Annotated in this window: 24 protein-coding genes; 17 read left to right on the top strand and 7 right to left on the bottom strand. The window is 65.2% G+C overall.

Annotated features, from left to right (window positions below):
* Positions 1-15 precede the first annotated feature (15 nt).
* The 6 genes from K3148_RS02580 (at position 16) to K3148_RS02605 (ending at position 6194) form a co-directional block, all read left to right on the top strand.
* Positions 16-891: an MBL fold metallo-hydrolase gene (locus K3148_RS02580; protein WP_221425781.1), complete on the top strand. Its 876-nt coding sequence runs from the start codon at positions 16-18 to the stop codon at positions 889-891.
* Complete coding sequence (locus tag K3148_RS02585; RefSeq protein WP_221425782.1) at positions 876-1562, top strand: DUF4230 domain-containing protein; 687 nt, start codon at positions 876-878, stop codon at positions 1560-1562. The genes K3148_RS02580 and K3148_RS02585 overlap by 16 nt, the downstream gene beginning before the upstream one ends.
* Before the next feature lie 96 nt (positions 1563-1658).
* Complete coding sequence (locus K3148_RS02590; RefSeq protein WP_221425783.1) at positions 1659-2438, top strand: hypothetical protein; 780 nt, start codon at positions 1659-1661, stop codon at positions 2436-2438.
* An 81-nt stretch (positions 2439-2519) separates the two neighbouring features.
* Positions 2520-3506: a quinolinate synthase NadA gene (gene nadA / locus K3148_RS02595; protein ID WP_221425784.1), complete on the top strand. Its 987-nt coding sequence runs from the start codon at positions 2520-2522 to the stop codon at positions 3504-3506.
* Positions 3507-3558: 52 nt separating this feature from the next.
* Positions 3559-4875: a DUF2254 family protein gene (locus tag K3148_RS02600; RefSeq protein WP_221425785.1), complete on the top strand. Its 1317-nt coding sequence runs from the start codon at positions 3559-3561 to the stop codon at positions 4873-4875.
* Positions 4872-6194 carry a DUF2254 domain-containing protein gene (locus tag K3148_RS02605; RefSeq protein WP_221425786.1) on the top strand — a complete coding sequence of 441 codons (1323 nt, stop codon included), beginning with the start codon at positions 4872-4874 and terminating at the stop codon, positions 6192-6194. The genes K3148_RS02600 and K3148_RS02605 overlap by 4 nt, the downstream gene beginning before the upstream one ends.
* Here the strand turns inward: K3148_RS02605 and K3148_RS02610 are convergent.
* Complete coding sequence (locus K3148_RS02610) at positions 6175-7095, bottom strand: DMT family transporter (protein ID WP_221425787.1); 921 nt, start codon at positions 7093-7095, stop codon at positions 6175-6177. The two genes, K3148_RS02605 and K3148_RS02610, sit on opposite strands and share 20 nt — an antisense overlap.
* 49 nt (positions 7096-7144) lie before the next feature.
* Here K3148_RS02610 and K3148_RS02615 point away from each other — a divergent pair, with 49 nt between their 5' ends.
* Both K3148_RS02615 and K3148_RS02620 read left to right on the top strand, forming a co-directional pair.
* Positions 7145-8257 (top strand): alkene reductase, encoded by a 1113-nt coding sequence (locus tag K3148_RS02615; protein WP_221425788.1) that lies wholly within the window; start codon positions 7145-7147, stop codon positions 8255-8257.
* A 50-nt stretch (positions 8258-8307) separates the two neighbouring features.
* Complete coding sequence (locus K3148_RS02620) at positions 8308-9183, top strand: HpcH/HpaI aldolase/citrate lyase family protein (RefSeq protein WP_221425789.1); 876 nt, start codon at positions 8308-8310, stop codon at positions 9181-9183.
* Positions 9184-9192: 9 nt separating this feature from the next.
* Here the strand turns inward: K3148_RS02620 and K3148_RS02625 are convergent, their stop codons facing one another.
* Positions 9193-9507: a hypothetical protein gene (locus tag K3148_RS02625; RefSeq protein ID WP_221425790.1), complete on the bottom strand. Its 315-nt coding sequence runs from the start codon at positions 9505-9507 to the stop codon at positions 9193-9195.
* Entirely contained in the window at positions 9504-10175 is a 672-nt protein-coding gene (lipB, locus tag K3148_RS02630; RefSeq protein ID WP_221425791.1) for a lipoyl(octanoyl) transferase LipB, read from the bottom strand. Before lipB ends, K3148_RS02625 begins: the two co-directional genes overlap by 4 nt.
* A gap of 45 nt (positions 10176-10220) precedes the next feature.
* Between lipB and K3148_RS02635 the strand changes: the two genes are divergently transcribed.
* Entirely contained in the window at positions 10221-11054 is an 834-nt protein-coding gene (locus K3148_RS02635; protein ID WP_221425792.1) for a hypothetical protein, read from the top strand.
* Here K3148_RS02635 and K3148_RS02640 read toward each other — a convergent pair.
* Positions 11051-11653 (bottom strand): class I SAM-dependent methyltransferase, encoded by a 603-nt coding sequence (locus tag K3148_RS02640; RefSeq protein WP_221426594.1) that lies wholly within the window; start codon positions 11651-11653, stop codon positions 11051-11053. The genes K3148_RS02635 and K3148_RS02640 overlap by 4 nt on opposite strands.
* A gap of 137 nt (positions 11654-11790) precedes the next feature.
* Here K3148_RS02640 and K3148_RS02645 point away from each other — a divergent pair, with 137 nt between their 5' ends.
* Positions 11791-13143: an MFS transporter gene (locus tag K3148_RS02645; protein WP_221425793.1), complete on the top strand. Its 1353-nt coding sequence runs from the start codon at positions 11791-11793 to the stop codon at positions 13141-13143.
* On the opposite strand, the gene arsC is transcribed toward K3148_RS02645, so the two are convergent.
* Positions 13140-13484, bottom strand: a complete 345-nt coding sequence (gene arsC, locus K3148_RS02650) for an arsenate reductase (glutaredoxin) (protein ID WP_221425794.1) — start codon at positions 13482-13484, stop codon at positions 13140-13142. The genes K3148_RS02645 and arsC overlap by 4 nt on opposite strands.
* Positions 13485-13650: 166 nt before the next feature.
* Here arsC and K3148_RS02655 point away from each other — a divergent pair, with 166 nt between their 5' ends.
* Positions 13651-15759 carry a TonB-dependent receptor gene (locus K3148_RS02655; RefSeq protein ID WP_221425795.1) on the top strand — a complete coding sequence of 703 codons (2109 nt, stop codon included), beginning with the start codon at positions 13651-13653 and terminating at the stop codon, positions 15757-15759.
* Positions 15760-15822: 63 nt separating this feature from the next.
* Here K3148_RS02655 and K3148_RS02660 read toward each other — a convergent pair whose 3' ends face one another.
* Together K3148_RS02660 and K3148_RS02665 are read right to left on the bottom strand one after the other, a co-directional pair.
* The gene (locus tag K3148_RS02660) at positions 15823-16380 is read right to left on the bottom strand and encodes a (2Fe-2S)-binding protein (RefSeq protein WP_221425796.1); all 558 of its coding nucleotides are present in this window, start codon (positions 16378-16380) and stop codon (positions 15823-15825) included.
* Positions 16381-16421: 41 nt separating this feature from the next.
* Positions 16422-17186, bottom strand: coding sequence for a class II aldolase/adducin family protein (locus K3148_RS02665; protein WP_221425797.1), 765 nt, complete (start codon positions 17184-17186; stop codon positions 16422-16424).
* 124 nt (positions 17187-17310) lie between these two features.
* Between K3148_RS02665 and K3148_RS02670 the strand changes: the two genes are divergently transcribed.
* The 6 genes from K3148_RS02670 to K3148_RS02695 all read left to right on the top strand — a co-directional run bounded on the left by K3148_RS02670 (position 17311) and on the right by K3148_RS02695 (position 23948).
* Positions 17311-18678 carry an MATE family efflux transporter gene (locus tag K3148_RS02670; RefSeq protein ID WP_221425798.1) on the top strand — a complete coding sequence of 456 codons (1368 nt, stop codon included), beginning with the start codon at positions 17311-17313 and terminating at the stop codon, positions 18676-18678.
* A 49-nt stretch (positions 18679-18727) separates the two neighbouring features.
* On the top strand, positions 18728-21118 hold the full coding sequence (locus tag K3148_RS02675) for a chemotaxis protein CheA (RefSeq protein ID WP_221425799.1): 2391 nt from the start codon (positions 18728-18730) through the stop codon (positions 21116-21118).
* On the top strand, positions 21115-21549 hold the full coding sequence (locus tag K3148_RS02680; protein WP_221425800.1) for a chemotaxis protein CheW: 435 nt from the start codon (positions 21115-21117) through the stop codon (positions 21547-21549). The genes K3148_RS02675 and K3148_RS02680 overlap by 4 nt, the downstream gene beginning before the upstream one ends.
* Positions 21550-21605: 56 nt before the next feature.
* On the top strand, positions 21606-21971 hold the full coding sequence (locus tag K3148_RS02685; RefSeq protein ID WP_006834477.1) for a response regulator: 366 nt from the start codon (positions 21606-21608) through the stop codon (positions 21969-21971).
* 91 nt (positions 21972-22062) lie between these two features.
* Positions 22063-23085 carry a chemotaxis-specific protein-glutamate methyltransferase CheB gene (cheB, locus tag K3148_RS02690; protein WP_221425801.1) on the top strand — a complete coding sequence of 341 codons (1023 nt, stop codon included), beginning with the start codon at positions 22063-22065 and terminating at the stop codon, positions 23083-23085.
* Positions 23076-23948 carry a CheR family methyltransferase gene (locus K3148_RS02695; RefSeq protein WP_221425802.1) on the top strand — a complete coding sequence of 291 codons (873 nt, stop codon included), beginning with the start codon at positions 23076-23078 and terminating at the stop codon, positions 23946-23948. Before cheB ends, K3148_RS02695 begins: the two co-directional genes overlap by 10 nt.
* The last annotated feature ends 98 nt before the right edge of the window (positions 23949-24046 follow it).

Here is a 24046-nt window from a genome sequence, read left to right on the forward strand (position 1 = left end):
CTACAGGCTTGCCGCATGGCAGGCCCTCCCCCCAAACCCTGGCCCACGGGCGAAGCGATGCAGCTGGAACCGCTGGTGCGGCGCGTTCTGGCGCCCAACCCCTCGCCCTATACCTATACCGGCACGCAGAGTTACATCGTCGGTATCGGCGATGGCTGCGCGGTGATCGATCCCGGCCCGGACGAAAAGGAGCACCTGCTCGCGCTCGATGCGGCTATTGGCGAGGAACACGTCTGCGCGATCATGTGCACGCACACCCATCGCGACCATTCGCCTGCTGCCAAGACTCTTGCGGCACGCACCGGCGCGCCCGTCGTCGGCTGCGCGCCCCTTGTGCTCGACGATAGCGGTCCCCGCGCCGATGCCAGTTTCGACCGGACCTACGAACCAGACCGGGTGATGGAGGATGGCGAGGCGATGACCGGCCCCGGCTGGACGCTGCGCGCCGTCGCGACGCCGGGCCATGTCTCGAACCATTTGTGCTTCGCCCTCGAAGAGAGCGGCGCGGTCTTTACCGGCGACCATGTGATGGGCTGGTCGACCAGCGTGGTTGTCCCGCCCGATGGCGACATGGCGGACTATATGGCCAGCCTCGAAAAGCTCTACGCGCGCGAGCAGGACACGGTCTATTACCCGGCCCATGGCGAGGCGATCCACAAGCCGCGCCAGCTGGTGCGCGGCATGATCGGCCACCGCCGCCAGCGCGAGAACCAGATCCTGCGCCACCTTGCCGAAGGCCCGCACGAGGCAGCCGATTTCGTGCCCAAGATGTACAAGGGTCTCGACGAGCGCCTGCACGGCGCGGCAAAAATGTCGGTCACCGCCCATCTTATCGATCTGGAACGCCGCGGCATCGTGCGGCGTTCTGGCGATGTATGGCAGATGATCTGAACGAACCCGCGAACCACACCCACTCGAAGGCGGAGCGCAGCCCCTCGCTCGCCCGCGTGCAGGCGGTGCCGTGGCTGATCGCCATCGTGCTCTTCGCGCTGGCCGCATGGCTCGGCTGGCGCGCCTTCATCTACAAGGAGGAAGGCGATCCGGTGGCCAGCGCCATGCTGGCTTTCGAAAAGCAGAACTCGCTCACTGTCTTTTCCAGCCGCTTCGAGGTGGTTGCCGAAAGCGTCGATAGGCGCGGGGTGCTGAACATCGATTTGCTCGAAAGCCGCCAGGCCTCGGTCATCCCGGCGACGGTCGAATACCGGCTCGACCTCAGCAGCATGGACCGCGACCGCTTCGATTGGGACGAGGAGAGCGAGACGCTGGGCGTGGTCCTTCCCGCCCTCAAGATCTCGCGCCCCAATCTCGACGAAGGCGCGGCCAAGACCTTTACCGAAGGCACCTATGTCAGCCGCGATGCGAGCGCGGACCTCGCCCGCAACAATTCGCAGCAGGCCGAACGCAAGGCCGCTGCCTTTGCCAAGAACCCGCAAGTGCTCGCCATGGCGCGCGAGGCGGCTAAGGAGGCGGTGCGGCAGAACCTGGCCATCCCGCTGCAGGTGGCGGGGTATGGCGATGTCACCGTCGAGGTGCGGTTCGATGGGGAAGCCGCGCCCGAATAGCGGCGGCCGATATTGACCTTCTCGCTCCGGCGCGGAATAGTCCGACCATAACAAAAGACATGATGGTCGCTCGTTCCTGAGGGGGAGTTTACGAGTATGGCTACTGCCGCCGCTGCGCCGCACGACACCGCAATCCGCGGAAACACGCGCTTTTTCACCGTCATGGCCTTCGTGATGAGCTTCATCATCGTGGCCGGTTTCGTGGTCAATCTGGCCTTCGCACGCTCGAGCTTCGACGTGCCCTGGCCCTATCATGTCCACGGCATCATCTTCATGTCCTGGCTCGGCATCTATTGCGGCCAGCATGTCACTGCCTCGACCGGAAACTGGTCGCTCCACGCCAAGTTCGGCAAGATCGCCTATCTCTGGGTTCCGCTGATGGTGATCTTCGGGACGACCATCATGATCGTCGTCGCGCGGCGCACGGGCGGCCCGTTCTTCTTCCACGTCAGCGAATTTTTGTGGAGCAACACCATGCTCGTGTGGCTGTTCGGCGGGCTCACCTTCTGGGCGCTGTCCCGCCGCCGCTACACCGGCTGGCACCGGCGGCTGATGCTGTGCGGCATGGCGATCCTGACCGGCCCGGGCCTCGGACGCCTGCTGCCCCTGCCGCTGATGATCCCCAATTCCTGGCTCATCACGACCATCGTCACGATGCTTTTCCCGGTGATCGGGATGATCGTCGACAAGCGCAAGCTGGGCCGCGTCCACCCGGCCTACTGGTGGGGCCTCGGCCTATACATCGCGGTCTTCACCGTCTCGATGCTGATTGCCTTTTCCTCGTTCGGCATTGCCGTGACCGAGCAGATAATTGCCGGAACGCCGGGGGCAGAGCGCCCGATGGAGGCCTTCCTGCCGCCCGGCTTCACCATGTAATAGGGGCCGAGGCAAGGAACCCCCTCGCCTCGCCACCCGTTCCGTCTATAAGCGCCTCAAAGCAATCAGACGGGACCGAATATGACCGCCGAAACCAGCCTTCCGACCGGTGACGACCTGCTCGCCGAGATCGACCGTCTCCGCAAGGAGAAGAACGCGATCATCCTCGCGCACTACTACCAGAGCGCGCAGATCCAGGACCTTGCCGATTTCGTCGGCGACAGCCTCGAACTGAGCCGCAAGGCGGCCGAGACCGATGCCGATGTGATCGCCTTTTGCGGCGTCAAATTCATGGCCGACACGGCCAAGATCCTGAGCCCCGAAAAGATCGTCGTCCTGCCCGACATGGACGCCGGCTGCAGCCTCGAAGACAGCTGCCCTCCCGAAAAATTCGCCGCGTTCCGGGAAGCGCATCCCGATCACATCGCGCTGACCTACATCAACTGCTCGACCGAGGTGAAGGCGCTCAGCGACATCATCGTCACCTCCTCCAGCGCCGAGACGATCATCAGCCAGATCCCCGAAGACCAAAAGATCATCTTCGGCCCCGACCGGCATCTTGGCGGCTACATGAGCCGCAAATTCGGCCGTGACATGCTGCTCTGGCCGGGCGTGTGCATCGTGCACGAGGCTTTCAGCGAAACCGAGCTCCTGAAGCTGAAACAGCAGCACCCCGACGCCCCGATCGCCGCGCATCCCGAATGTCCGCCGACCATCGTCGATCATGCCGATTACGTCGGCTCGACCAGCGGCATCTTGCAGTTCGCCCAGACCTTCGAAGGCGACACGCTGATCGTGGCGACCGAGCCGCACATCATCCACCAGATGGAAAAGGCGCTGCCCGAAAAGACCTTCATCGGCGCCCCCGGCGCGGACGGCAACTGCAGCTGCAACATCTGCCCCTACATGGCGCTCAACACGCTGGAAAAGCTCTACAAATGCCTCGACACGCTGGAGCCGCGCATCGAGATAGAGGAAGGCCTGCGGTTGAAAGCCAAGCAGAGCCTCGACCGCATGCTGGAAATGGCTAGCGGCACCATCGGCAAGGGCGATCTGGGCAAAGTCTAGGCAACCCTTCCCCACCCCGCGCGTTACCCCCCTATCCGCAATCGCAGGGGTAATGCGCGCTTTGGCTGCAACGGGGCCACTCAAGGGAATTCGCGACTGGGTGATTCACCGGCTGGTGGCCAATTACTGGTCGCTGCCGATGGTCGCCGTGATCGCCGCGCCGCTGGTTGGCGCGGCTGTGCTGTGGGCTGACCGCGCCTTTGCCGGGCGCTGGCTGTTCGAGCAGGGGATTACCCCCATGGTCGCGGGCGATACGGCGCAGGACCTCGCCATCGCCATCGTCGGCATCAACGCCGCATTCCTCACGCTCTACTGGTCGGTCACGCTGATCGTGCTGACGCTGGCCACGGGCAATCTCGGCGTGCGGCTGGTGGATCGCTGGCTCGACAAGGGGCTGGTGCGCCTGTCGATGGCGGGCCTTACCTTCTGCCTCGTTTTCTCGATCATCGTGCTGATGCGCGTCGATCCCGAGGCTCCGCTATCACAACTGCCGCATTTCGCGCTGACCGCGATGCTCGCCCTCGAACTGGTCAATATCGCCATGCTGGGCGTCGCCATCCACGATCTCGGGCGCACCATGTTCGTCGACCGCTCGATCGCGCATCTCGGCACCGATGCGGGGAGCGTGGCGATCCCGATCGTCGAGAGGGAGCCGTTTGCGGGCGAGTGGCAGGTGACCATCCCCTCCAAACGCGAAGGCTATATCGAAGGCATCGACTTGGCCGCCATCGCGAAGGAGCTGGGCAACGACCAAGGGGCCGTGCGGTTTTGCGCGGCACCCGGTCAACATGTTTTGGAAGGCGAACCGCTGGTGCGATTTGCCACAGCAAACCCGGACGAGGACTGCATCTACAAGGCCATTCCGATCGGCGAATTCCGCTCCTCCGTTCAGTCCACCGTCTATCAGGTGCGCCTGCTGGTTGAGGTCGCCGCGCGGGCGCTTTCGCCCGGCATCAACGATTTTTACTCTGCCATCGCCTGCGCCGACCAGCTCGCCGCCGCCATCTCTGGCAACGCCAGCCTTTGGGTGGAGGACGGGAAGGTCGCCGCCTGGGAGGAAGCGCCGCGCTTCGAACTACCTGGGCAGGACTTTCGCGGCCTCTTCGGCGCCCCGCTCAAGGCTTTCCGGCAGGCGGCAGCCGACTATCCTTCGGTCTCGATCCGCATGATCGACAATTACGCCCGGCTCTGCGCGCTGATGGCGGAGCAGGATTGCCCCGCCGGCCTGCTGCGTTACCTGCGGCAATGCGCTGAGGAATTGCGCGATCACGCCATGGCGAACGCCGAGCAGGAGATCGACCGGCGCGACATCGCCGACGCGTTTTCGCGGTTCGACCAACCATCCTCCAGTCTGAAGAGTGTTGCATGACCGCACGTCTTAAAGCGATCTGGCTGAGCGTGAATGCCAGCTACTGGTTCCTGCCCGCGCTGTTTTCGCTGGCCGCGCTGCTGCTGGCGAGCCTGACGATCTATCTCGACCGCAGCGGCTGGGCCGATTTCCTCAACGACGTCACCTGGCTCCAGCCCGCTCGGCCCGACGGGGCGAGCAATATGCTCACGGTTATTGCGGGGACCATGATGGGTGTTGCCTCGACTGTGTTTTCCATCACCATTGCCGCTGTCGCATATGCCAGCGGGAATTACGGCCCGCGGCTGCTGACCAATTTCATGGAGGATCGCGGCAACCAGTTCAGCCTGGCGACCTTCATCGGCACTTTCGTCTATTCGATTACCGTCCTGCGCACCGTGCGCGCCGAGGACGAGCGCCCGTCGAATGTCGAGGATGCGGTCGCCTCGGCCCTTCCCGGTTTCGTGCCGCAACTGTCCCTGCTGGTCGCCTTCGGGCTGATGCTGCTGAGCGTGGCGGTGCTGGTCTATTTCCTCAACCACATCCCCTCCTCGATCCGGGTGAACACCGTGCTCAAGGGCATCGGCGCTCGCCTGCTCAAGGAGATCAAGGAGCTGTTCCCGGACGAGAACGGCGGCACGCGCCCCCATTCCGCGCCGGAAGGCACGCCGATCTTCGCGCACGATACGGGCTACATCCAGGCAATCGCCTTCGCCAATCTGGAGCGACTTGCGAAGAAAGAAAACGGGAAGCTGAAGCTGGCCGTGCGGACCGGCGATTTCGTCCATCCCGAAGTCACCATAGCTTACTGGGCCGACATGGACGTAACCGCGGATTGCCCCGACGACGAGGTACGTGCCGGATTCACACTCGGCAGCATGCGCACGCCGAGCCAGGACATGCAGTTCCTGATCGACGAACTGGCGGAGATCGGCCTGCGCGCCCTGTCGCCCGGCATCAACGATCCCTTCACCGCCGTCACCGCCGTTCACTGGCTGGGCGCCGCGACAGCCGAGCTTGCGCGGCGGGATCTGACGCGCAGCTATGCCAGCGAGGACGAGGAGCCGCATCTCATCCTGCTCGAAGATGATTTCGCGCATTTCGTCGCGCGAGGTTTCGGTGCGATGCGCAGCGGGGTGGCGACCAACCGGATTGCCGCGCTGGTGACATTCGATGCGCTGGTCGACGCGACCTCAACACTGGATGACGAGAGCCGCCGCGCCATCATCAAGCAAGAAGGCGACCTCTTGGCCCGCCAAGCGCGCGAACATCTCGTCGGCCCCGAACTCGAAGCCGTCGAAGCGCGCTACCAGCAGTTCCTTATCCGGGTCGAGCGTTAGGTACGCGCGCAGGCGGCGCCGTGCGCGCCAACAGCAGCGCCGCGGCCAGGAGCGCCATGCCGAGCACGTCCAATGGCACCAGCATCTCGCCGAAAACGAACCAGCCAACCGTGGCCGCCACGGCAGGCTGGGTCAGCAGGGCCATGCCGATGATCAGCGGCGGGAAGTGCTTGAGCGAATAGACCAGTAGCCCTTGCCCGATGAACTGGCTCGACAGCGCCAGCAGTAGCACCGGCGTCCAGCCCGCCTCACCCGGCCACACCGGCTCGCCCGCCGCGACTGCCATGCCGAGCAGCAGCGGCGAAGCGACGAGGCACACCAGCAGCAGCACGCTCCACTGCCCCAGCACGCCGCGCGCCTTTTGGGCTGGCAGCAGGTAAAAAGCGTAGCAGAGCCCGGCGAAGAGGCAGAAGAGATCGCCAATGAAGGTCGCGGTGGAGATTTCCAAGCTCCGCCCCAGCAGGATCGCTGCTCCGGCAAGCGCGGCGAGCACGCCCGCGCCTTCGCGGATGGAGGGCGCACGGCGCAGGGCGATGAGGCCCCACAGCATCAGGATCACGCTCCCCGAATTGCCGAACAGCACCGCGTTGCCGAGCCTCGTCTGCTCGATCCCGACATGCCAGCTGGCGATGTCGAGCGCGAAGAACACGCCCGCCACGACAGCCAGCAGCGCCAGCCGCCTGTCGAGCGGTCCGGGCGTGCGGCCTCGCCACGCGAGGAAGGCAATCAGCGGGATCGGAAGGAACAGCCGCCAGAAACCGGCCGACACCGGCCCCGTGTCGGCAAGCCGCACCAGCCAGGGCCCGAGCGCCAGCGCGACATTGCCAGCGATCAGCGCGGCAAAGTGCCAGGCGCTGGCCTGAAAGCCATTCTTGTCCGCCGCGGTGCTTGTCTCGCCCATGACCGCCCCCTAGCTCTTGAGCCACACAAGGCAAAGGAAACCACCTTCCATGCACGAAAAACTGTTCGAACCGCTCACCCTCGGCGCCATCGAGGCGAAGAACCGGATCTTCATGGCCCCGCTCACCCGTGGCCGCTCGACCCAGCCCGGCTCGGTCCCGAACGAGATGATGGCGACCTATTACCGCCAGCGCGCCGGTGCCGGCCTGATCATTTCCGAAGCCACCGGCATCAGCGTCGAAGGCCTTGGCTGGCCCGCCGCGCCGGGGATTTGGAGCGATGCGCAGACCGAAGGCTGGAAGCCGGTGACCGAAGCCGTTCACGAGGAAGGCGGCAAGATCGTCCTCCAGATGTGGCACATGGGCCGCCTCGTCCATCCCGATTTCCTCGGCGGCAATCCGCCGGTCTCGGCCAGCGCCACCAAGGCTCCCGGCCACGCGCATACCTTCGAAGGCCGCAAGGATTACGAACAGGCGCGCGAGCTTTCGACCGACGAGATCGCCCGCGTGGTCGAGGATTATCGCCACGCGGCCGAAAACGCCAAGAAGGCCGGTTTCGACGGCGTGCAGCTGCACGGCGCGAATGGCTATCTGGTCGACCAGTTCCTGCGCGACAGCACGAACTTGCGCGAAGACGACTACGGCGGCAGCCCCGAAAACCGCACGCGCTTCCTGCGCGAAGTCCTGACCGCGCTGGTCGATGTCTGGGGCGCGGACCGCGTGGGCGTGCGCCTCTCGCCCAATGGCGAAACGCAAGGCTGCGACGACAGCGACCCGCCCGCCATCTTCGGCGCAGCGGCGAAAGTGGTCGAGGACCTCGGCCTCGCCTTCCTCGAACTGCGCGAACCCGGACCCGAAGGCACCTTCGGTTCGACCGAAGTGCCCAAGCAGAGCCCGCTGATCCGCAAGACCTATTCGGGTCCGCTGATCCTCAACAGCGACTACACGCCCGAACAGGCCGTGGCCGATATCGAGGCCGACCGCTGCGATGCGGTGAGCTGGGGCCGCGATTTCATCTCCAACCCCGACCTGCCCGAACGCTTCCGTCTGGGCGCACCGCTGCAACCCAATGTAAACGTGCCGCAAAGCTGGTACCTGCCCGGCCCCGAAGGCTACATCGATTACCCGATGCTAACCAACACCGCCGATATTGCGGCGGGATGATTCGCGCCTGAATTGCGGGCGCGTGCATCCGGCGTGAGGAGATGGATCGCATGCGCTCGTGGCTTTTGGTCCCGGCGGACAAGGAAAGGGCCCTTCAGGACGCCGCGCTGGGCGGGGCGGACGTGGTCGTGCTCGACATGGCGCGCGCCGCCAGCGAGGAGGCCAAGCTCCACACGCGGCTGGCCACGCGCAACTGGCTGATGTCGCACCGCGAGCAGGTCACCGCCTCGCGCAAGATGGCGCGCTGGGTGCGCGTGGGGCCGATGGCCAGCCCGCAATGGCGCAGCGATCTCGAGGCGGCGCTGGAAGGCGCGCCGGACGGCGTGCTGCTAGCCGAATGCACCAATGTCGAGGAGGTAAAGAACCTCGCCGCCGCGCTCTATGAAATCGAGGGCCGTATAGGCCTGCGCGCCAACACCACGCGGATCGTGCCCGAACTGGGCTCCAACCCGGTAGCAGCGCTGGCCCTGCGCGCCTTTGCCGAGGAACTGCATCCGCGTGTGTCGGGCCTCGCCTGGGATTCGACGGCGCTTGCCCGATCGCTGGGCGCGCGGCGGATGCGCGGGCCCGGTGGCCTGTGGACCGATCCGCTCGCCATGGTCCGCGCGCAGGTTCTCCTGGCGGCCCATGCGCAGGGGCTGGACGTGCTCGAAGCCCCGTTCCGCGACCGGCGCGACGATGAAGGCGCCGCCCGCGCCTATTCCGCCGCGCGCGCGGACGGCTTTACCGGGATGCTCGCCATCCATCCCTCGCAGGTCGAGGGGATCAACGCAGCCTTCGCACCGACCTCGGAAGAGATCGCCGAAGCGCGCGAGATCGTGGGCCTGTTCGCGCTCGCACACGAAGGCAGCCAGGTCGCGTTCCGTGGCCGTTTCATCGGGGCGAAGGAACTGGCGAAGGCCAAGGCGCTGCTCGGCGAGGATTGAGCGAAAGGCTCAGGTTTCGGGCGACTGGTCGTCCAGCTGCGGCTGGGGCGGTTCCATCACCGGCTCCTCGGCAGGTTCTGCCGGAGCGGGTGCCGGAGCAGCCGGCGCGCTTCCTCCGGTGGACGAGGCTGCTTCTTCGTCTCCCCCCTGCGAAGGCGATTGCGACGTCACGGTGTCGAGCGGGAGCATATCGTCGCTGATCGAACCGCCCAGCACTTCGCCGCGCGCGTCGAGATTCTCGTCGGTCTCCGATGGCGTCTCGGACGTATCGCCGCAGGCGGCCAGCGCAAGACAGGTCGAGGCGAGGAGCAGGAAGCGGATCATGGCAGTTGGCAGGCCTTTCCTTCGAGCGCGGCGAGGAAATCGCCCGCGCGGTTCATCAACGCCTTATCGAACTCGGACGGCGCGATGTCGAGGCCGAGCTTGGCAAGGCTCGTCACGCCGAATTCCTCGATGCCGCAGGGCACGATCCCTGCGAAATGCGAGAGGTCGGGATCGATGTTCACGCTGAAGCCGTGCATCGTCACCCAGCGCCGCACGCGCACGCCGATCGCGCCGATTTTCGCCTCGCGCCCGTCCACGTCGCGCGTCCAGATGCCGATCCGTCCCTCGCTGCGCCAGCTTTTCACGCCGAGATCGCCCAGCGTGGCGATGACCCAGCCTTCCACCGAATGGACGAAACAGCGCACGTCTCGCCCGCGCTCCTTGAGGTCCAGCATGAGATAACCGATCCGCTGGCCCGGCCCGTGATAGGTGTACCGCCCGCCGCGGCCTGCTTCGACCACTTCGAAACGCGGGTCGAGCAGTTCGGCGCCGTCCGCGCTGGTCCCAGCGGTGTAGACCGGGGGATGCTCGAGCAGCCAGACCTGCTCTTTCGCTTCGCCGGCAGAAATGGCGCGGTTGCGCGCATCCATGGCCTCCAGCGCCTCGCGATAGGGGATCTGCCCCTCCTCGCGGCGGTATTCGATGGTTTCGGGGAGTTCAGCGGTCATCGGCGATTGCGTGGCGATTGTGAGTGCGCTTATCAAGGCCCAACGATGAGGGAAGCCACGATAAAATTCGATCTCGACACCGGCTGGCGCGATGTAAAGCGCCTCGCTTCGGAGAACCGCACGCTGCTGACGGCCATCGCGGGGATCTTCATCTTCGTACCCTTCGCCGCGGCCCTGATCCTGTTGCCGAGCATCGCCGAAATTCCGCAACCGCCGGAAGGCGCGGACATGGCCACCGTGTCGAAAGCGATGTCCGCTTTCTACGCCGAGACCTGGTGGATGCTGGTCATCCTCCTCGCGATCATAACGATCGGGCAACTGGCCATGCTGGCGCTCGTCGAACGCAAGCCGAGCCCGACGGTCGGCGAAGCGATCGGGGTGGCGGGCAAGGCGCTTTTCCCCGCCCTGCTGACGCTCTTCATGCAGTCGCTCGGCGTCCAGCTGGTCATGGCGCTTGTCGCCGGGGCGGCGGCGCTGCTGGGCCTTGGCGCTCTCGCCTTCTTCGGCTTGCTCGCGGCGTTCGTGCTGGGTTGGTATCTGTCGGCGCGGTTCTCGCTCATCCTGCCGATCATGGCGGCCGAGGGGCAATTGAACCCCATCGCCGTGCTCGGGACCTCGTGGCGACGCACCAGCGGCAACGGCGGACGGCTGCTTGCCTTCTATGTGCTGGTCGCCATCGCGCTGGCGATCTGCGGCCTGGTCGCGCTGATGCTCACGGCGGTCGTGCTGGCGCTGTTCGGGCAGACGGTGGCACAGAGCGGCGGCGTGATCGTGTCCGCCGCGCTGATCGCGATTGCCGTGGTGATCTTCACCCTCGTGCTGGCGGCAGCGCACCGCCAGCTCCTGCGCCTCGAGCGGGGGCGGAACCCGGAAGCCTAGGTGGCGGGTACCTTCGGTTCCTTCCAGCCCCAGAAGAGCTGGCAGGGCAGGACGTTGAGCGGTTCGAAACCGCTTTCGATCCGCTCGAAATTGCGCGCCATGTAATCGCGCGCCTTAGCCGAGAACTGGTAGACGAGGAACGCGCCGCCCGGACGGATCACGCGATAGGTCGCATCGGCGATGGCCGGCCCCACGCCTTCGGGCAGGGTAGAGAACGGCAGGCCGGAAAGCACATAATCGGCGTGCTCGTGGCCATGCGCCTTGACGATCGCCTCCACATCGGCGGCCGAGCCGTGGACCGCGCTGAAGCGGCTGTCACGGAAATGCTTCTTGAGATAGTCGATATAGAGCGGGTTGGTGTCGATCACGATCAGCTGCCCGTCCCGCGGCAAGCGGTCGAGCACCGCCTGGCAGAAGGTGCCGACGCCCGGCCCGTATTCGACGAAGACCTTGCATTCGTCCCACTTCACCCGTTCCAGCATTTTGCGGATGGTGAAGCGCGAGGAGGGGATGATCGAGCCGACCATGCGCGGCTCGTCGAGGAAGCCCTTGAAGAAGACGCCCCACTGGCCGAACAACCGCGCCGCGCGCTGCTTCATCGTGCGGCGCTCGATCGCACCCAACCCTTGTTGACCGGACAAGCCATTTCCTCTCGCTGACCCTAAAACAGGTCGCAGGGTGTGGCAGCAGCCCACGGCCATTGCAAGCGCACGGGCACAGGCCTAGCGGGTTATCCATGGCCGATATCGATCCCAAAGCTGCCGTTACGGCACCGCCGCCCGCCCGGCCTAAGAGTATCTCGCGCGAGCGGATGGTGCTGCTGTTCGCGGTGATGCTGACCACGGCGGCAGGCAATACGGCGATGCAGTCGGTCATGCCCTCGATCGGCACAGCGCTCGATATCGACGACGTCTGGATCAGCCTTGCCTACAGCTGGTCGGCGCTGCTCTGGGTGGTGTGCGCACCGATCTGGGCCGAGCGGTCCGACCGGCGCGGGCGCAAGGCGATGATGGCGGTGGGCCTTGTCGGTTTCATCGCCTCGATGGCGCTGTGCGGCGTTGCGCTGTGGATGGGCCTTGTCGGCATACTCGGCGGGACGGCGGCGCTGATCGCCTTTGCCATTGCGCGCAGCCTCTATGGCGGTTTCGGTAGCGCGGCGCCGCCGGCGGTGCAAGCCTATGTCGCCAGCCGCACCCCGCGGGCCGAGCGGACGCAGGCGCTCTCACTGATCGCCTCCAGTTTCGGCCTCGGCACGGTCATCGGCCCGGCGCTGGCGCCGCTCATGGTGCTGCCCTTTGTCGGACTGACCGGACCCTTCATCATCTTCGCGCTGATCGGCTTCGCCACGCTGATGGCGCTGCGCCTGCGCCTGCCCAATGACGAGCCGCAATTCCCCGCACGCGGCCAGACCTACGATGCGCCCTATGCGGGTGGGGGCTCGCAATCTTCCCATGCCGAAGATGACGAGGACGAGGAAGAAGTCGAACCGCACAAGCTGCGCTGGTTCGAACCGCGCCTTCGCCCCTGGGTCACGGTGGGCCTGATCGGAGGGCACGCGCAGGCGATGGTGCTGGGGATCATCGGCTTTCTCGTGCTCGACCGGCTCGGGCTGCGGGCCACCCCGGCCGAGGGCACAGGGCCGGTCGGCCTCGTCCTGATGTGCGGGGCGATCGCCACCCTGCTCGCGCAATGGGGCCTGATCCCGCGGCTCGACCTGGGTCCGCGCGCGGCCACGCTGTCCGGCATCACGATTGCAGGCGCGGGCGTCGCCTATCTGGGCGTGGCCGACAACCTCCACGCCATTGCGCTGGCTTACGCCATCGCCTCTCTGGGCTTTGGCCTGTTCCGCCCCGGCAGCACGGCGGGCACCTCGCTGGCGGTGACGCGGGCGGAACAGGGGCAGGCGTCTGGCATCACGGCGAGCGTTGCGGGCGCGAGCTTCATCTACGCGCCCGCGCTCGGCGTCTGGCTCTATGGCCATTCCGACTGGCTCGGCTTCGGCCTCATTGTGGCGCTGTGCCTTGCCGTCGTGCTCTACGGATGGCGCGCGCTGCAACGCGACAGCACGCTCACCCGCGAACGCCGCTAGAGGATTTCGAGCACCGTATCCTGCGGACGGCAGAGGCGCGCGCCCTTGTCGGTTTCCACCAGCGGCCGTTCGATCAGGATCGGGTCGGCGACCATGGCCGCGAGCACCTCTTCCGCGCTCGCATCGGGCAGGCCGCGCTCCACCGCATCGGTCCCGCGAATACGAAGCCCTTCGTTCGGCGTGATCCCGGCGTCCTTGTAAAGCTGCGCGAGCTTTTCCGCGGTCGGCGGGTCCTTCAGATACTCGACCACCTCGACATCCACCTTCGACAGATTTTCTAGGATGGCGAGCGTCTTGCGCGAGGTGCCGCACTTGGGATTGTGCCAGATCGTGGCCTTCATATCGGGTCTCCTTTGCCGTACCCGCTAATCGACCCTTGCGATGAGAGAAAGCCTCTCTTGCGATTTTTTCATGCGCCAAATGCAGATTCGGGGTTGAAACTGCGAATGGTTCTCAATAGCAGGCGCTCAGCAATTGATAATCATTCGCAAGAACAGAAAGCCGTTTATGAAGCCCTTCACCCGTGCCGCTCTCCTGCTCGCCGGAACCGCCATTTCAGCTCCCGCTATGGCCAGCACCGCGAGCGCCGACGGCCAGCCCGAGCGCGACTACCTGCCCACCGACATCGTCGTGAAGGGCGAGCGTGCGGACGATTACGGCACCGACGACGGTTCCACCGCCACCAAGACGCCGACCCCGCTGATCGACGTGCCGCAGGCGGTCAGCTTCATCACCGAGGACCAGCTCGAAGACCAGGCCGTTCACCAGCTCGGCGACGCGCTGCGCTATGTCCCCGGCATCAGCATGGAAACCGGCGAAGGCCACCGCGACGAGGTCTTCATCCGCGGCCAGGAATCGACCGCCGACTTCTACATCGACGGCCTGCGCGACGACGCGCAATATTATCGCTCGCTCTACAACATCGAGCGCGTCGAAGTCCTGAAGGGCGCCAACGCGCTCATCTTCGGACGCGGGGCCGGTGGCGGCGCGATCAACCGTGTGGCCAAGCGCGCCGAGTTCCAGTCCGCCATCAGCGGCGAAGCTTCGGTCGACAGCTTCGGCGCCTTCGCCCTCCTTGCCGATGTGAACCAGCCGGTTTCCGACAGCCTCGCGCTGCGCCTCAACGCGACCTACGAGGAATTCGACAACGACCGCGATTTCTACGAAGGTCGCTTCATCGGCGTCTCGCCCACGCTGACTGCCGCCCTGGGCACGGACACCACGCTCTACGCCAGCTACACCTACGACAATGACGAGCGCGTCACCGATCGCGGCGTACCGTCGCTGAACGGCGGCCCGCTGACCGGCTACGACAGCACCTTCTTCGGCGATCCGGATTTCAACTTCGCCGAATCCGAAGTCCACATCGGGCGCGTCCGCATCGAGCACGATTTCAACGGCGGCCTTTCGGCCAACGCCAGCGTGCAATACGCCGATTACGACAAGGTTTACGCCAATATCCTGCCGAGCCGCATTCCCGACGACATGCCGGGCTTCGTCCAGCTTGGCGGCTATCGCGACTATACCGATCGCGAAAACCTGATCGGCCAGGCGAACCTCGTCTGGGAAGCCGACTTCGGCAATATCGGTTCGACCCTCCTCGTCGGCATGGAAGCAAGCAGCCAAGACACGCAGAACGGCCGCGACACGGTCAGCTTCGACGATGGCGATCCCGATACGTTCGACGGCCTGACGCCGCTGGCAGAGGAAATCTTCGTTCCCGCCTACACCATCACCACCGGCGCCCGGTCGCGCGACAGCCAGCTGTCCACCCTGTCCTTCTACGCGCAGGAACAGCTGCAGATCGGCGAATACATCGAACTGGTCGGCGGCATCCGCTGGGACCGCTTCGACCTCGAAACGTTCAATGTGGTTTCGGGCGAAGAAGGCGACCGGGTGGACGAGAAGTTCAGCCCGCGCGCCGGCCTGATCATCAAGCCGACGCCCGATCTCTCGCTCTACGCCAGCTATGCGGAAAGCTTCCTGCCGCAGGCCGGCGACCAGTTCCTGCTCCTGCCCGAAGCGGACACGGCGTTCGAGCCGGAGAAGTTCACGAGCTATGAACTCGGCGCGAAGTGGGCCCCGCTCGACAACGTCCTCGTCAGCGCGGCGATCTTCCGTCTCGAACGCAGCAACATCCAGTCGAAGAACGAGCTCGACGAAGTCGTGCTGGCCGGCAAGAGCCGCGCCGAAGGTTTCGAGATCGGAGCGGTCGGCGAAGTGACCGATTTCTGGAAGGCCAACCTCGGCTACACCTATCTCGACGGCGAACTGCTGAACGACAACGATTTCGGCGCGGCGGGCCAGCGCCTGCAACAGCTGCCGCGTCATTCGATCAGCGCGTGGAACCGCTTCGACTTCACCGACAACATCGGTGTCGGCCTCGGCGTGATCCACCAGTCGGAGCAATTCGCCAGCTTCTCGAACGATGTCGTCCTGCCCGCCTACTGGCGCGTCGACGCCGCGGCCTTTTACACGGTCAGCGATCGCCTCAGCCTGCAGGTGAATATCGAGAACCTGTTCGACGAGACCTATTACCCGAGCGCCCATGGCGACAACAACATCCAGCCCGCCGACCCGTTCAGCGCGCGCTTCGGGGTTCGCTTCGAGCTCTGATCTGCCGGAATGACAGGCAAAGCGAAACGGCGGCCGGCAACGGTCGCCGTTTTGCGTTTACGGTCAGTCGCGTTCGGGTGCGGCAGGCGGCGCGCTGAGCGCGGGCACTTCGGCCGCGGCATCCTCGGCGCTGATACCCGGCGACGGAGCGGCGCTGATCCTCTCCTGCCTACGCGCCACCCGGCCCGCGCGCTGGATGGCCCGCACCAACCGCGGATAGACGCCGCAGCGGCAGATGTTCGGGATGGCCGCCTTGATCTCGGCCTCGCTCGCGCCGGGATTGCGGTCGATCAGCGCGGCGGCGGCCATCACGATGCCCGGCGTGCAGAACCCGCACTGGATCGCCTGTTCGGCCACCATCGCCTGCTGCACCGGGTGGGTGCGGTCGCCCGACAGCCCCTCGATCGTCTTGATGAAGCGCCCCTCCGCCTCCGCAATGGTTACTAGGCAAGAACGCAGCGGTTCGCCGTCGATATGGACAACGCAGGCCCCGCAATCGCCATTGCCGCAGCCGTATTTCGTGCCGGTCAGATTGGCAGCGTCGCGCAGCGCCCATAGCAGGGGCGTTTCGGGGTCCATCAGGAATTCGATGGGACGTTCGTTGACCGTCATGCGCGACATGGCGGCGCTTTCGCTTCAATGCGCGGGAATGTCGAGAGGGCTTAGCTCTTCCAGCTTTCGTCGATCTTCGACACGCGGCGCTTCCACGCCTCGAAATCGAACAGGCCGGCCCCGCCCTGTGTCTGCATGGTGGACAGGTCGCGCTGGTGCACGTCGACCACCTCCTGCTTGACGATGTTGGGCTCGCCCTGGCTCAGCGTGGCGACCTGGATTTCGCAGGCGCGCTGGAGCGCCCACATCTTCACGAACATGCCGGGGATGGTCTTGTCCATCACCACGGGCCCGTGGTTGCGCAGCATCAGGATCGAGTGATTGCCGAGGTTCTCGACCAGCCGGTCACCCTCTTCGGGGCGTACCGTGACGCCTTCGAAATCGTGATAGCCGATCTGGCCTTGGAAATTGCAGGCGTAGAAATTGGTCGGCAGCAGCCCGTCCTTGTGGCTGCACACCGCCATGGTGGCGGTGGTGTGGACGTGGCAGATGGCGGTCGCCTTCTCGCCCAGATGCTTGTGGAAGTGCGCATGCTGGGTGAAGCCGGCCTTGTTCACCATATATTGCGACTGGCCTACATTGTTGCCCTCGACATCGATCTTCACAAGGTTCGAGGCGGTCACTTCATCGTAGAGCAGGCCGAACGGGTTGATCAGGAACGTGTCCTTTTCGCCCGGCACCGCCACGGAGATGTGGTTGTATATGCTCTCGCCCCAGCCGAGATGTTCGAAGATGCGATAGCAGGCAGCCAGATCCTGGCGGACCTTCCATTCTTCCTCGCTGCATTCGAACTTGGGCTTCATCTGGGTTGCCATGGCGAACTCTCCTGTCGGTCTCTCTTTGCAACCTCTATCGCATGAGGAGGCCGTGTGCGGCAAGCGCCTCGCCCGTCAATCGGCGCTTCCCAACCGCGCCCTGCCCCGCTAGCGCGCTGAAGCAATGAGCGAGACGGCCAAACTCACGCGCGGGAGCATCCGCCGCCATCTCGTGACGCAGACGCTGCCGATGATCGTCGGCGTGGCCGCAATCATGTCGGTCGGGCTGATCGACGCCTATTTCATCGGCCAGCTGGGATCGGCGGAACTGGCCGCCGTCAGCTTCATCTTCCCCATCATCATCGCGCTCTCCAGTCTCGGTGTCGGCGTCATGGTCGGGATCAATTCCGTCATCTCGCGGGCGCTGGGCGAAGGCGATGTAGAGCGGGCCGAGCGGCGGGCGAATTTCGGCGCGATCTTCGCGCTGGCCGCCGGACTGGTCCTCGGCCTGACACTGTTCCTGCTGCTCGACCCGCTGTTCCGCCTGATGCAGGCGAGCGACGAGCTGATGCCGCTCATCACCGAGTATATGCGGCCCTTCTCGCTCGGTATGCCGGTGCTACTCCTGCAGATGGGGCTGAGCGGCGTGCTGCGCGGACAGGGCGAGGCACGCTATGTCTCGCTGATCTCGATCACCTATTCGGTGGTGAACTGGATACTCGACCCGATCCTGATCACCGGCGCGCTGGGTTTCGAGGGCTTCGGCGTGGCGGGCGCGGCCTATGCCTCGATCATCGGCTATGGCGTCGCCTGCGTGGTGGCGCTTGTCTTCATAAATCGCGCGCAGCTGGCGATCCATCCCTCGCTCATCCGCCAATGCGACATCGCCGCTTCGGGTGGCGCGATCCTCAAGGTGGCTGGCCCCGCAGCCTTCTCCAACGCCATCAACCCCATCGGGCTTTCCGTGCTGACCGCCCTGCTCGCCAGCCAGGGCGAGGCGGCGATTGCAGGCTTCGGCGCGGCCGGACGTTTGCAAAGCTTCGCGGTCGTCCCCTTGCTCGGCCTGTCGGGATCGATCGGGGCGATCATCGGGCAGAACTGGGGCGCAAACCGCGCCGACCGCGCGCGCCGGGCAATGTACTGGGCAGGCCTGTTCTGCATCGTCTACGGCCTCGCCATCGCCTTGGTGCTGTTCGCTTTCGGGACATGGTTCGCCGACTTCTTCACCGACGATCCGGAAGTCATCGAGGAATTCTCGCGCTACCTCGCCATCTCGGTCTGGGGCTATGCCGGCTTCGGCCTGCTGATCGTGGGCAACGGCGCATTGAACGCGGTCGACCGCGCGCCTTACGCCCTGGCGCAGAGCGCGGCGCGCGTGTTCCTCGTTATGCTGCCCTTTGCCTGGATCCTCCGCGCAAGCTGGGGCGCGGAAGCGATTTACGGGGCCGAACTGGTCGCCAATCTGGCCGGCGGGGCGCTGGCTGCCTATGTCGTTTGGCGCGTGCTCGGTGGCTCTCGGAAAAACTCCTTACCGCTTCCAACGAAACGTTAACCATCCTCGTGCATAGCGGACCCCGATAAGAACTGGGGGTCCAAGACCAATGGATGAATTGCTGGCCGATTTCGTCGCGGAAACGCGCGAAATGCTCGAGCAGAGCGGTAGCGAGCTGGTCGCATGGGAAGCCGATCCGTCGGACAAGAAGCGCATCGATACGATCTTCCGCTTCGTCCACACGGTGAAGGGAAACTGCGGCTTTTTCGACTTTCCGAGACTGGAGCAGCTTAGCCACGCCGCCGAAGACGCGCTGGCGGAATGCCGCGCCGGGCGCCGTGAACCCGACAATGCGCTGGTGACGGCGGTGCTCGCCATCATCGACCGCATTTCGGAAATGACCGACGCCATCGAAGCGGGCGAGGAATTCCCCGAAGGCGGCGACGAGGCGCTGATCGCAGCCCTGAGCCCGGACGCCGAAGTCGAAGTCCAGAGCGATATCGAGATCGCCGAAGAGCCTTCCGCGCCTGCTCCCGCCAACGACGAGGGCGAAACCGCCGCTGCCAAGGCCCCGCGCCAGACCGTCCAGCGTTCGATCCGCCTGCCGGTCGACCTGCTCGACGAGGTGATGAAGGGCGTGTCCGACATGGTGCTGGCGCGCAACGACCTTGCCCGCCGCCTGCGCGAAGCCGGTGAACAGCCGACCATCGACGGCCCCTTCGAACGCCTTTCCGCCATCCTTGCCGATGTGCGCAATTCGATCACCCGCATGCGCATGCAGCGGCTCGAACACCTCTTCTCCTCGCTCCCGCGCCTCGTGCGCGACCTGTCGAACGAACTCGGCAAGCAGGTGATGGTCGATTTCGAGGGCAGCGAGGTCGAACTCGACCGCGAGATGATCGAGATGGTCCGCGACCCGCTGACCCACATTATCCGCAACGCCATCGACCACGGCATCGAAACCCCCGCCACCCGCCTCAAGGCGGGCAAGCGCGAGATCGGGCTGCTGAAATTCGCCGCGCGCCAGTCGGGCAACCAGATCAGCCTCGTCATCACTGACGATGGCAACGGCATCAACGTGGACAAGGTCGCCGAAAAGGCGATCGCCAACGGCCTCTATTCGCGTTCCGAAATCGACAAGATGTCGGACAAGCAGAAAGAGAACCTCATCTTCGAACCCGGCCTGTCGACCGCCGACCAGGTAAGCTCGATCTCCGGTCGCGGCGTCGGCATGGACGTGGTGCGCTCCAACATCGAACGCGTCGGCGGCTCGATCGAGGTGTCGAGCAAGCTTGGCGAAGGAACCAGCTTCCACCTCCAGCTGCCGCTCACGCTGTCGATCATCGCCGCTCTGACGGTGGGTTCGGGCGACCAGCGCTACGCCATTCCGCGCAGCTACGTGGAAGAGATCGTCTTCGGCAATTCGAGCCATGTCGAGTTCGCGCAGGCCGGCGACCGCCGCCTCGTGACCTTCCGCGGCCAGCGTGTGCCCTGCCTTGCACTGGGCGAAGTGCTCGGCGGCGAAGCCAACGAAACCTGCCGTTGGGAAGACAAGACGCTGATCCTGGTGCGCCTTGCCAGCGACGACGTCTTCGCCCTCGCCGTCGACCGCGTGTTCGATCACGAGGACGTGGTGGTCAAACCCATCGCGCCCGCCATCATGGAAACGCGCCTTTACGCAGGCACCACCCTGCTCGACGATGGCCGCCCGATGATGCTCATCGACCTGCCCTCCATCGCCCAGATGCGCGGCATGGTCGGCGGCGTACGCACCAAGACGGTCGGTATCGAGAAAGAAGAACGTGCCGAAAAGAGCAAGGCCGTGCCGGTCATGCTGTTCGCCGGGCTCGACGGCCGCCACCGCGCCGTGCGCCTCGAACTGGTTCGCCGCATCGACACGATTTCGCGCGACGCGATCGATATCGAGGGCGACCGCGCCCAGGCGGTCATCGATGGCGAGATCATGACGCTGGCCGGACACGACACCGGCCCGCTGCCCGAGGAACGCTGCCGCCTGCTGCGCCTTTCGGATGGCGAGCACGAGCTGGTCTATGCGGTCAAGGAAGTGCTCGACGCCGCCGACATCACCGACGATGTCGTGCCGAGCGAAGCGGACACCGCTATCGAGGGCGTCACGCTTATCGGCGGAAAGCCGATCCCGCTGCTCGACGGCCACGCGGTCTTCGCCCGCTACCGTGCGACCCGCAAGATCGACCACACGCTAACCTGCCGCATCCCGGAAGGCAGCGAATGGGCGCGCACCATTCTCGAACCCTTGGTGCAGGCCGCCGGCTATCGCATCGCGGGCGAGGATGACGAGGTCGAAGCCGATCTCGCCATTGCGCTCGCCGAAGACGCAGCCCCGATCACGGGCGGCGCACGCGAAACCATTCGCCTGCGCCCCGAGCCCGAAGATGCGGGTGACGACACCATTTACCGCTACGACCGCGACGCGCTGCTCGCCGCGCTCAAGCGCATCCGCACCGGGAGGGCGGCATGAACGAACTTCTTCTGATGTGCACCATCGCCGGACGCCGTGCGGCGATCCCCGCGATCGAGGTCCAGTCGGTGATCGAGGTGGAGAATATCACCCCCATCCCCGGCACGCCCGATTTCATCCTCGGCCTGACGGCCCTGCGCAGCCAGGCGCTGACGGTCATCGACTGTTCGCTGGCGCTGGGCCTCGAGGAGACCGCCGAGCATTCGGAACGCCGCGCCGCCGTGGTCGAGATCGAAGGTCACCTCTACGCGCTGCTCGTCGAAGAAGCGCATGACGTCGGCGAAGCGCGCAGCGAACCGGTCGCGGTTCCGGGCGGCTTCGGCGAAGGCTGGCAGCGCGCCGCGCGCGGCATGGTGGAGACCGACGGCGGCCCGACGCTGCTGGTCGATATCGGACAACTCATCTCAGGGCCTCTTCGCGAGGCAGCTTAAGCGATTGGTTACCGCCTGCCAGTATAAGGGGCAGGCAAGTGAAGGGATCACGAGAAATGAAAACCTGTCTTATCGTCGATGATTCGCGCGTTATCCGGAAGGTGTCGCGCCATATCCTCGAAACCCTCGGCTTTACGGTCGACGAAGCCGAAAACGGCCAGGAAGGCCTGAACAAGTGCCTCGAGAGCATGCCCGAAGTGGTCCTGCTCGACTGGAACATGCCGGTCATGACCGGGATCGAGTTCATCCACGAACTGCGCAAGCACGAAGGCGGCGACAAGCCCAAGGTCGTGTTCTGCACCACCGAAAACGACGTCGCGCACATCCGCGAGGCGATTAGCGCCGGCGCCGACGAATACGTCATGAAGCCGTTCGATCACGAAACGCTCCAGATCAAGCTCCAGCTCGTCGGCATGGCCTGATTTAAAGAGGAACGGATTCGTGGTGACCGCCCTTAGATCTCTGAAAGCGGCGCCGCCGAATCCAACGCCCGCGCCGGGTAGCGTGCGGGTGATGCTGATTGACGATTCGTTGACTGTGCGCACGATCTTCTCGCGCATGATCGAACGTCAGGACGACATGACCATCGTCGCCAGCGCCAGCACGGCCGAACGCGGCCTGATGGAGCTGGGCAGCCACCGGACAGACGTGATCCTGCTCGACCTCGAAATGCCCGGCATGGGCGGTCTCGAGGCGCTGCCCAAGCTGCTCAAGGCCTCGCCCGATAGCAAGGTGCTGGTCATTTCCTCGCTGACCGCCGAAGGCGCGGAAGCGACGGTGGAGGCGCTGCGCATGGGCGCGGCCGACACCATGCTGAAGCCGCGTCCGGGCGGCTTCAACGACGAATACCGTGAGCAACTACTGGGCAAGATCCGTGCGCTGAAGGGCCTCGCCCCGCACGAACAGCCCAGGCGCGCCACGCCGCGCCCCGCCCAGCGCCGCGCCGGCAAGCGCCCGCAGGTCCTCGCCATCGGGGCATCGACCGGCGGCATCCACGCCCTCAACCTCTTCCTGCGGCAGATCCCGAAGAATTTCGACCTGCCGATCCTCATCACCCAGCACCTTCCCGCCAGCTTCATCCCGGTCTTTGCCAAGCAGATGGAAATGGCCGCGAACCGCGAGGCGGTGCTGGCGGACGAGGATGTCGAGATCGGCCGCGGCCAGATCGTGATTGCGCCGGGCCATGGCCATATGGTCGTGCGCAAGAAGGGCACCCGCCATGTGACGGGCCTTGCCTACCAGCCGGTCAAGAGCGGCTGCACACCGTCCGTCGATCCCATGTTCGAGACGCTGGCCGAAGCCTATGACGGCCATGTTGCCGGTGTCCTCCTGTCGGGCATGGGCCGCGACGGGACCGAGGGCGCCGACGCCATCATCAACGCCGGCGGCTCCATGTACGCCCAGAGCGCGGACACCTGCGCCGTCTGGGGAATGCCGCGCGATATCACCGAACGCGGCCTTGCCTCCGCCGTTCTCCCTCCCGCGGAACTCGCGGACAAGGTCCTTGCAAGCGTGGGAGCGGACGCATGGCGCTAGAAGACGCATCGCACAACATCATCGCGGAGCTGCTGCAGCAGCGCACTGGCCAGACCCTGACCGAAAGCCGTCGCTGGCGCATTTCGACCGCGCTTTCGGGCCTGTTCCGCGAATTCGGCATCGAGAATGTCGACCAGCTCGCCTGCATGCTCGAACGCCCGGGCGAACATCGCCTGGCGACCCGCGTGGTCGAGGCGCTGCTCAACAACGAGACTTATTTCTTCCGCGACCACGCCTATTTCTCCACGCTGGCGAACACGGTCCTGCCGGAACTGGCTAAGCGCCGGGCAAGCACGCGCAAAATCTCGATCTGGTCGGCCGCCTGCTCGACCGGGCAGGAAGTGCTCAGCCTTGCGATGACCTTCCTCGAACAGCCGGGCCGCTGGCAGGACTGGACGATCGAGATCCTTGGCACCGATGTGTCGGGCAAGGCGATCGAGCAGGCGAAGACCGGAACCTTTTCGCAGTTCGAGATCCAGCGCGGCATTTCGGTCGCGCAGATGCTGAAGTTCTTCTCCGAAACGCCCAAGGGCTGGAAGGTGGCCGATAAGGTCATGGCGATGACGCGCTTCGAACAGCGCAACATCCTCGATTACCCGCCCGCGCCCGGTCGGTTCGACCTGGTGCTGTGTCGCAATTGCCTGCTTTATTTCGACCCCGATACGCGCCGCAGCGCGTTCGAAAGACTGGCTACCGGCACGGCTGCCGACGGCTTCCTGATGCTGGGCGCAGGCGAAACGGTGGTCGGCCAGACCGATCGTTTCGAACCGGCCCCTTTCGGATCGGCCATGTACACACCTAAAGCGGCGAGTGGCGTCAGTTCGATCCTCGACGGGACCCTGCCCCGCGCCGCCAACGCCTGAGCCGCTCCCCTTCTTGAACAGCTGGAATCCGTCGCTCGCGCGGCGACCCGACCTCGTGCTTTCCCGCCAAGGTAAATTTCGGGTTTACCGTTAATTAG

The organism is Qipengyuania aurantiaca, assembly GCF_019711375.1.
In the GTDB taxonomy this organism is placed as follows: Bacteria; Pseudomonadota; Alphaproteobacteria; order Sphingomonadales; family Sphingomonadaceae; genus Qipengyuania; species Qipengyuania aurantiaca.

Excerpts from the sequence above, each read along its gene's own strand:
- K3148_RS02580 (WP_221425781.1), top strand. The coding sequence starts at position 16 with ATGGCAGGCCCTCCCCCCAAACCCTGGCCCACGGGCGAAGCGATGCAG.
- K3148_RS02585 (WP_221425782.1), top strand. The coding sequence starts at position 876 with ATGGCAGATGATCTGAACGAACCCGCGAACCACACCCACTCGAAGGCG.
- K3148_RS02590 (WP_221425783.1), top strand. The coding sequence starts at position 1,659 with ATGGCTACTGCCGCCGCTGCGCCGCACGACACCGCAATCCGCGGAAAC.
- nadA (WP_221425784.1), top strand. The coding sequence starts at position 2,520 with ATGACCGCCGAAACCAGCCTTCCGACCGGTGACGACCTGCTCGCCGAG.
- K3148_RS02600 (WP_221425785.1), top strand. The coding sequence starts at position 3,559 with ATGCGCGCTTTGGCTGCAACGGGGCCACTCAAGGGAATTCGCGACTGG.
- K3148_RS02605 (WP_221425786.1), top strand. The coding sequence starts at position 4,872 with ATGACCGCACGTCTTAAAGCGATCTGGCTGAGCGTGAATGCCAGCTAC.
- K3148_RS02610 (WP_221425787.1), bottom strand. The coding sequence starts at position 7,095 with ATGGGCGAGACAAGCACCGCGGCGGACAAGAATGGCTTTCAGGCCAGC.
- K3148_RS02615 (WP_221425788.1), top strand. The coding sequence starts at position 7,145 with ATGCACGAAAAACTGTTCGAACCGCTCACCCTCGGCGCCATCGAGGCG.
- K3148_RS02620 (WP_221425789.1), top strand. The coding sequence starts at position 8,308 with ATGCGCTCGTGGCTTTTGGTCCCGGCGGACAAGGAAAGGGCCCTTCAG.
- K3148_RS02625 (WP_221425790.1), bottom strand. The coding sequence starts at position 9,507 with ATGATCCGCTTCCTGCTCCTCGCCTCGACCTGTCTTGCGCTGGCCGCC.
- lipB (WP_221425791.1), bottom strand. The coding sequence starts at position 10,175 with ATGACCGCTGAACTCCCCGAAACCATCGAATACCGCCGCGAGGAGGGG.
- K3148_RS02635 (WP_221425792.1), top strand. The coding sequence starts at position 10,221 with ATGAGGGAAGCCACGATAAAATTCGATCTCGACACCGGCTGGCGCGAT.
- K3148_RS02640 (WP_221426594.1), bottom strand. The coding sequence starts at position 11,653 with ATGAAGCAGCGCGCGGCGCGGTTGTTCGGCCAGTGGGGCGTCTTCTTC.
- K3148_RS02645 (WP_221425793.1), top strand. The coding sequence starts at position 11,791 with ATGGCCGATATCGATCCCAAAGCTGCCGTTACGGCACCGCCGCCCGCC.
- arsC (WP_221425794.1), bottom strand. The coding sequence starts at position 13,484 with ATGAAGGCCACGATCTGGCACAATCCCAAGTGCGGCACCTCGCGCAAG.
- K3148_RS02655 (WP_221425795.1), top strand. The coding sequence starts at position 13,651 with ATGAAGCCCTTCACCCGTGCCGCTCTCCTGCTCGCCGGAACCGCCATT.
- K3148_RS02660 (WP_221425796.1), bottom strand. The coding sequence starts at position 16,380 with ATGTCGCGCATGACGGTCAACGAACGTCCCATCGAATTCCTGATGGAC.
- K3148_RS02665 (WP_221425797.1), bottom strand. The coding sequence starts at position 17,186 with ATGGCAACCCAGATGAAGCCCAAGTTCGAATGCAGCGAGGAAGAATGG.
- K3148_RS02670 (WP_221425798.1), top strand. The coding sequence starts at position 17,311 with ATGAGCGAGACGGCCAAACTCACGCGCGGGAGCATCCGCCGCCATCTC.
- K3148_RS02675 (WP_221425799.1), top strand. The coding sequence starts at position 18,728 with ATGGATGAATTGCTGGCCGATTTCGTCGCGGAAACGCGCGAAATGCTC.
- K3148_RS02680 (WP_221425800.1), top strand. The coding sequence starts at position 21,115 with ATGAACGAACTTCTTCTGATGTGCACCATCGCCGGACGCCGTGCGGCG.
- K3148_RS02685 (WP_006834477.1), top strand. The coding sequence starts at position 21,606 with ATGAAAACCTGTCTTATCGTCGATGATTCGCGCGTTATCCGGAAGGTG.
- cheB (WP_221425801.1), top strand. The coding sequence starts at position 22,063 with ATGCTGATTGACGATTCGTTGACTGTGCGCACGATCTTCTCGCGCATG.
- K3148_RS02695 (WP_221425802.1), top strand. The coding sequence starts at position 23,076 with ATGGCGCTAGAAGACGCATCGCACAACATCATCGCGGAGCTGCTGCAG.